Annotated in this window: 9 protein-coding genes; 7 read left to right on the top strand and 2 right to left on the bottom strand. The window is 74.8% G+C overall.

The window, feature by feature from the left end; genetic code table 11:
- The first annotated feature begins 134 nt into the window (after positions 1 to 134).
- From ABEA77_RS33465 to ABEA77_RS33455, 3 genes are all read left to right on the top strand, one after another.
- Positions 135 to 266 (top strand): hypothetical protein, encoded by a 132-nt coding sequence (locus ABEA77_RS33465; protein ID WP_345655882.1) that lies wholly within the window; start codon positions 135 to 137, stop codon positions 264 to 266.
- 13 nt (positions 267 to 279) lie between these two features.
- On the top strand, positions 280 to 1,056 hold the full coding sequence (locus ABEA77_RS33460; protein ID WP_345655880.1) for a bestrophin-like domain: 777 nt from the start codon (positions 280 to 282) through the stop codon (positions 1,054 to 1,056).
- 180 nt (positions 1,057 to 1,236) lie between these two features.
- Entirely contained in the window at positions 1,237 to 1,740 is a 504-nt protein-coding gene (locus ABEA77_RS33455; RefSeq protein WP_345655878.1) for a hypothetical protein, read from the top strand.
- A gap of 113 nt (positions 1,741 to 1,853) precedes the next feature.
- On the opposite strand, the gene ABEA77_RS33450 is transcribed toward ABEA77_RS33455, so the two are convergent.
- Entirely contained in the window at positions 1,854 to 2,336 is a 483-nt protein-coding gene (locus tag ABEA77_RS33450; protein WP_345655876.1) for a hypothetical protein, read from the bottom strand.
- 329 nt (positions 2,337 to 2,665) lie between these two features.
- Here ABEA77_RS33450 and ABEA77_RS33445 point away from each other — a divergent pair, with 329 nt between their 5' ends.
- Positions 2,666 to 3,328, top strand: coding sequence for a class F sortase (locus ABEA77_RS33445; RefSeq protein WP_345655874.1), 663 nt, complete (start codon positions 2,666 to 2,668; stop codon positions 3,326 to 3,328).
- Between the two features lie 87 nt (positions 3,329 to 3,415).
- On the opposite strand, the gene ABEA77_RS33440 is transcribed toward ABEA77_RS33445, so the two are convergent.
- Complete coding sequence (locus tag ABEA77_RS33440) at positions 3,416 to 4,240, bottom strand: polysaccharide deacetylase family protein (RefSeq protein ID WP_345655872.1); 825 nt, start codon at positions 4,238 to 4,240, stop codon at positions 3,416 to 3,418.
- Positions 4,241 to 4,459: 219 nt separating this feature from the next.
- Here ABEA77_RS33440 and ABEA77_RS33435 point away from each other — a divergent pair, with 219 nt between their 5' ends.
- The 3 genes from ABEA77_RS33435 to ABEA77_RS33425 form a co-directional block, all read left to right on the top strand.
- On the top strand, positions 4,460 to 4,927 hold the full coding sequence (locus ABEA77_RS33435) for a universal stress protein (RefSeq protein ID WP_345655870.1): 468 nt from the start codon (positions 4,460 to 4,462) through the stop codon (positions 4,925 to 4,927).
- Between the two features lie 225 nt (positions 4,928 to 5,152).
- Positions 5,153 to 5,677 (top strand): hypothetical protein, encoded by a 525-nt coding sequence (locus ABEA77_RS33430; RefSeq protein ID WP_345655869.1) that lies wholly within the window; start codon positions 5,153 to 5,155, stop codon positions 5,675 to 5,677.
- Positions 5,678 to 5,749: 72 nt separating this feature from the next.
- Positions 5,750 to 6,070, top strand: a 321-nt coding sequence (locus ABEA77_RS33425; RefSeq protein WP_345655868.1) for a zf-HC2 domain-containing protein, incomplete at its 3' end; no start/stop codon positions are given.

Genomic DNA, 6,070 nt, shown 5'->3' with positions numbered 1-6,070 from the left:
CCGCCGGTGCGGCGCGCCCGGCCCCGCCGCCCCCCGCGCCCCCCGCGTCGCACGCGGTCCCGCCGCCCCGCCGGAGACCGGTCCCACGGCCGACGCCGCCGCCGAGGCCGTCGGCCCGCCCCGCCCCGTCGCCCGTGGCGCTGCCGCACTACCGCAAGGCCGTGCGCAGGCAGCCCGTACGCCACACCTCGCCCGTCCTGATGATCCTGGTGATCACCGCGCCCGCCGTGCTCGCCGTCGCCGTCCTGCGCCCGCGCTCCCGCTGAACCCGGAGACCCCATGTCGGAATGGTTCGTCCTGACCATCGCGATGGCGGCGGCAGCCGTCGTCGTCCTGACCATCGTCGTCGTCAACCACCGTTGGGTACGGCGGCGGTTGGGCGACGACGACGACCCGACCCAGACGCCTGACGTGCTCGACTACATGGTGATGATGATCGGCGTGGTCTACGCCATCGTGCTGGGCCTCGCGATCGCGGGTGTCTGGGAGGCCCGCAGCGCCGCCCAGGACAACGTCCGCCAGGAGGCCCAGACGCTGCACGAGATCAGCGAGCGGGTCGCCGTCTACCCGCCGGCCGTGCGGGACCGCATCCGCGACGACGTCGACACGTACGTCTCCTATGTCGTGCACACCGAGTGGCCGCACATGGCGCGGCACGAGGCGCTGAGCCCGCGCGGTACGCGGCTGTTCGGCCGGCTGCGCGCCGACGCCTCCTCGTACGCGCCCCGCACCGACCTGGAGGGGCAGGTCTACCAGCCGCTGATGGACGACGTCGCCGCGGCCGACGACGCGCGCGGCGCCCGCGGGCAGAACGCGGGCGCGACCATGCCGGGCGTCGTGTGGTTCGGGCTGATCGCGGGCGCCGTGGTCACGGTCGGGCTGATCTTCCTGCTCCAGATCAGACGCACCTTCCGCGAGCTGCTGCTGGCCGGCCTCTTCAGCGTCCTGATCGCGTTCCTGCTGTTCCTGATCTGGGACTTCGACGCCCCGTACGGGCGGGGCGTCTCGGCCACCGCCGAGCCGTTCCTCGCCCTGTTCCCCGGCGTCTCGTCCTGACGCGGCGCCGGCCGCACGGCACACGTGTCCGCCGCCCGGGGGACACGCGTGCCCCATTCGTCCGTCTGCGATCGCGGCTGTGGTACGGCGCTCCTAGCGTCGGCGTCATCGAGGTGCATCTCCCACGACCGGCGGAAACAGGTTCCGCAGGCTGCCCCTCGGGACCCGGAGGACTGCCCCATGCGCACGATACGTGCCGCATCCGCCGCCGCCCTGACGGTGGCCGCGATCGCGCTCACCGCCCCCGTCGCCGCCGCCGCGCCCGAGGGAGGCGACGTCACGCCCTTCGGCTTCTCGGTGACGCCCTCCTCGATCGCGCCCGGGGGCCGGGTGACCCTGTCCGTGACCGACTGCGGTGCGACCGCGACCGCCTCGTCCGCGGTCTTCGACACCACCGCCATCCCCCGCGGGCGCACCGCCGTGGCCACGGTCGACCGGGACGCCAAGCGCGGCGCGGTCTACCGCGTCACCTTCACCTGTGAGGGCCGCTCCGGCACGGCCAACCTGACCATTGTGGGGGCGACGGCACGGCCGACCGTCCCTGGCGGGGTCAACGGCGGCCTCGGCGGCGGCGCGGGCGGCACGGGCACCGCGGAGCTCGCCGCCGGTGCGGCGCTCGTCGCCGCGGCGGCCGCGGGCACCGTGGTCGCCGCCCGGAGGCGGACGGCGGGCCGGGCCCACTGATCCGCACCGCGCGCACGCCCGTCGCCCCGAGTCCCTCTGGAGGACTCGGGGCGACGGGCGTGCGGCGCCTGCCGCCCCGGCGGGCGGCAGACCCCGCGGCGCACGTACCCGGGTCAGGCCGCGCCGAGCGTGCGGCGGCGGCGCACGACGAAGGCCGTGCCGCCGACGGCCGCCGTGGCGACCAGGCCCGCACCCACCTTGGTCTCGGTGGCGCTCGGGCCGACCGAGCCGCCGAGCCCGCCGAGCGCGCCGCGGCCGGAGACGACGCGGAACTGCCGGGTGGCGACGCGACTGTCGTCGCCGCACCTGACGGCCAGGTTGTAGGTGCCGGGCGTCGCCCTGTCATAGACGCGTGCGGTGGCGGTGGAGTGTCCCGAGGCGTTCACCGACACCTTGGCCTTCGGGAAGGCGTTGGACGTGACCTGCCCGCCGTGGCCGCAGCCGTCCACGGTGATCCGGATCGTGCCGCCCTGGTGCACCGTGTACGGGTCGGCCTGGACGTTGACGGGGCCGCTGTTGGCGGCGGCCAGCGGGGCGGAGAACGCCACCGCCGCGCAGGCGGTCGCGGCGACCGCGAGAACGCGTGGAGCACGCATCGTTGAACCTCCATGGAAGACGCCCCGGAGCGGCGCCCCGGGATGATCGACGAGAACGCCTTCCATGACGAACCTTCATCGGATGGTCAAATCAGTGCATTTCGGAAGCCGCTCGGCCGTCGTGCGACACGCCGTCAGACGGACCGCCCCGGGGGCCGACAGGGCAGGTCAGCGCGGGGCGCGGGCCGTCGGAAGTTTTGCCCTGCCGAATACTCCGAACATGTCGGCACGTCAGGGGGCCGCCGTGCGCCACCCGTTCGCCCGCCAGTGATCGCCGGGACGGCGCCCCGCGCTTACCGTGCGTACAGGCCGCCCACGAAGGGAGAACCATGCGCCTGGACGATCTGGGCCAGGAGAAGAGGCGGCGCTCCCCCTGGGGGGCGCTCGCGCTGGTCCTGCTCACCGGGGTCGCGCTGCTGCGCAACGGCGCGGAGGCGCCGCTCGGGCCGCCGCAGCCGGCGGCCGCCTCGACGCCCGACGCGCAGCACCGCGACCCGGCGGCGGGTGCGCTGCCCGCGGCGTCCGTGCGACCGCTGCCGTACGCCCCGCCCGCGCGCGTCCGCATCCCGGAGATCAAGGTCGACGCCCCGCTGATGGACGTCGGCCTCGACAAGAAGGGCTGGATCGAGGCGCCGCCGCCCTCGGACCGGAACATGGCGGGCTGGTACCAGAACGGCATCGCGCCCGGCCAGTCGGGCACGTCCGTGATCGTGGGCCACGTCGACAACGAGACAGGGCCCGCGGTCTTCTACGGGCTCGGCTCGCTCAAGAAGGGCGACCACATCGAGACCACGCGCTTCGACGGCAGGACCGCCGTGTTCCAGATCTACGACGTCGAGGTGTTCTCCAAGGCCGGCTTCCCGGGCGTGCGGGTCTACGCCGACACCGGCTATCCGGAACTGCGGGTCCTCACCTGCGGGGGCGGCTACACCAAGGCGACCGGCTACGAGGGCAACGTGGTCGTCTTCGCCCGGCTGGTCGCGACCCGCTGAACCGCCGCCGCGCCCGGCCGCGTGACGGGTGTGACCCGGCCGCCGCGCCCGGACCGTCGGCCGGCCGGGGCGGCCGGCCGGGGCGGCTCAGGGGTGCGGCAGGGCGGTGGCGTAGCCGCGGCGGGGCAGTTCCGGGAGGTACCGGCGCAGGGCGGCGACGGTCTGGCCGCGGACGCCGCCGCCGTCGTGGGAGAGGACGACCCGGCCGGGGCCGAGGCCGTCGAGTACGCTCCGCACGATCTTCCCCGCGCCGGGCTCCGACCAGTCCATGGTGTCGACGTACCAGGCGAGCGGCTCCATGCCGAGCCCGGCGCCGAGCTGGTAGGTGTAGGCGTTCCAGGAGCCGTACGGGGCGCGGAACCACCGCGGCGCGCTGCCGGTGGTCCGCTCGATGATCTCGCTCGTGCGGCCCATCTCGTCCTTGGTCTTCGCCCTGGACTGCTTGGGCAGTTCGGGGTGGGTCCAGGTGTGGTTGCCGATGAGGTGGCCCTCGTCGGCGGCCCGGCGTACCAGGTCGGGGAAGTAGGAGACCATCTCGCCGCAGACGAAGAACATGGCCCGCACGTCGTGCGCGCGCAGGATGTCGAGGATCTGGGGCGTGTAGGTGGGTTCTGGGCCGTCGTCGAAGGTGAGGACGACGGAGCGGCCCACGTCCGGGAGCTCCAGGAAGGGCTCCTTGCGCACCGGTGGGGCCTCGCGGTGGCCGGGCGGCAGCCCTCCGGCCATGGGCTGGAGGCGGTACGCGGCCGGGTTGCGCGGCACGGCGGCGCGCGGCCCCGCGGCGGGCGGGGCGGTCTGCTCGGGGGCGCCCGCCTGGCAGGCGGCGACGAGTCCGGTGGCAGCCGCGGCGCCGAGCCCGGCGACCAGGCGCAGCGCACCGCGACGCCCATGAATCCGTTTATCGTTTTTCATGATTAATAGCTCGCACGGCCGAACCGTGGAGCCGTCGATCAACACGGGGGTCGCGGAACAAGCACCCGATGCGCCTAGGCAGCGGGGTCCCGGGTTGACAGCGGGCGCTCGCGGAGACGGGGCGCAAAGCCGCGCGCCCCCGCCCTCTGCGCCGCTGCGCGGGCTCCTCGGTGACCTCCGGACCTGGACACTCGCGCCGGAGGGGATAGCCTGCGTGCCGTGACGGAGCCCGAGCAGCAGCACACCAGGTTCGAACGCGGTACGGACGGTCCGAAGGTGATCGTCGTCGGCGTGGACGGATCGCAGTCATCGTTCCGCGCGGCGGCCTACGCGGCGGGGCTGGCCCGGCGGCAGAACGCGCTCCTCGCCATCGTCTACGTGCAGCCGGTGCTGCCCGCCGGGTCCGCGCTCGGCGCCCCCGTCGCCGATGCCACCGGCGAGATCGCCGAGAACCTGATCGAGGAGCTGCGCAAGAACTCCGAGCGCATCAAGGGGATATGGGATCTGCGCTGGGAGTTCCACACCTTCCGCGGCGACCCGTACAACGGCCTCGTCACGGCGGCCGACGAGCTGACGGCCGACGCGGTGGTGGTGGGCGCCTCCGAGTCGGCGGGCCACCGGATCATCGGCTCGGTGGCCGTGCGCCTGGTGAAGGCGGGGCGCTGGCCCGTCACCGTGGTGCCGTGAACCGGCCCGCCACGCGGGGCGACACAGGGGCAGCGGGCGGGCACGCACAGTGACCGCACGCCCTCGCGGCCACGTCCCTCGCACCACAGGACGGCACCCGCGTCACAATCCCGGCCGCCAGGGGCCCCGATCCGGGACTTCTGGCCACGCGCGGCGCCCGCCGCCGGTTCAATGCTCCCTGAAGCAGGGCCGCGCACAGCGGCCGGAGCAAGGAAGGCGGGGACCATGCGTCAGGAACGTGCCGAGGGGCCCGGTGGTGGCCTACTGGTGCCGATGGCGTGGATGCACGCGGAGTACATCGCGGACGAACTGCTGCGCGGCGGCGACCTGATGCCGCCGGCCACGCTGGAGTACCGGGCGGGGCGCAGCGCGCTCGCGCTCACCATCTTCCTGTCCCAGGCGCCGGCCGACCGGCCGCGCGCCGCCGACCGGATCGCCGAGTGGCGGTCGCTGACGGAGCACGGCCCCGTGTGGCGCGCCTGGGTGTGCGAGCGCCTCGACCGCATGGAGGCCCGCGCCTTCGAGCTGGGCGCCGGGACGGAGAGCGGACCGCGCACCCCCGACCTGGAACTCGCCTCCGACGCCTGGCGCAGACTGGAGGAGACAGAGCTGCTCGCGCCCGACCTGGACGCGGTGGTGCCGCCCGCGTGCGGCGGGACGCGGCGGCCCGAGCAGGAGGCGCCGCAGGTGTGGACGCCGGCCTGGCAGCTGGGGCTGCCGCTCGGCCACCTCGCGACCCACCTGTACTGAGCCGGGCGCCCGGCCTGGCACCGGAGACCCGGCACGCTGAATGATCCGGGCCCGTCACGCGTACGGAACAGTATGCGGACATCCGGGAACCCCCATCGCGACGCGGCCTCCTACGCCCTCGGCGTGCTGGACCCCGGCGACGCGTACCGGTTCGAGGACCACCTGATGGAGTGCCCGCACTGCTCGTTCGAGGTGACCGGCTTCGGCGCCGTACGCAGACAGCTGGACGCCTATGCGCGCGGCATCCCGCCGGGCGTGCCGCCCTTCGCGGCACCGGCCAGGTCGGTGCTGCGCGGCGCGCTCGACACGGTGGCGGCCGACCGCACGGCGGGCAGGGGGCGGCGGGCCGCGCTGCCTCCCGCGGCCGCCGCGCTCGTCGCGGTCGCGCCGCTC

The sequence above is a fragment of the Streptomyces tremellae genome (assembly GCF_039540215.1).
Taxonomy (GTDB): domain Bacteria; phylum Actinomycetota; class Actinomycetes; order Streptomycetales; family Streptomycetaceae; genus Streptomyces; species Streptomyces tremellae.
This window is presented reverse-complemented; position numbering and strand designations above follow the sequence as displayed.

Coding starts and splice junctions, on each gene's coding strand:
- ABEA77_RS33460 (WP_345655880.1), top strand. CDS start 280: ATGTCGGAATGGTTCGTCCTGACCATCGCGATGGCGGCGGCAGCCGTC.
- ABEA77_RS33455 (WP_345655878.1), top strand. CDS start 1,237: ATGCGCACGATACGTGCCGCATCCGCCGCCGCCCTGACGGTGGCCGCG.
- ABEA77_RS33450 (WP_345655876.1), bottom strand. CDS start 2,336: ATGCGTGCTCCACGCGTTCTCGCGGTCGCCGCGACCGCCTGCGCGGCG.
- ABEA77_RS33445 (WP_345655874.1), top strand. CDS start 2,666: ATGCGCCTGGACGATCTGGGCCAGGAGAAGAGGCGGCGCTCCCCCTGG.
- ABEA77_RS33440 (WP_345655872.1), bottom strand. CDS start 4,240: ATGAAAAACGATAAACGGATTCATGGGCGTCGCGGTGCGCTGCGCCTG.
- ABEA77_RS33430 (WP_345655869.1), top strand. CDS start 5,153: ATGCGTCAGGAACGTGCCGAGGGGCCCGGTGGTGGCCTACTGGTGCCG.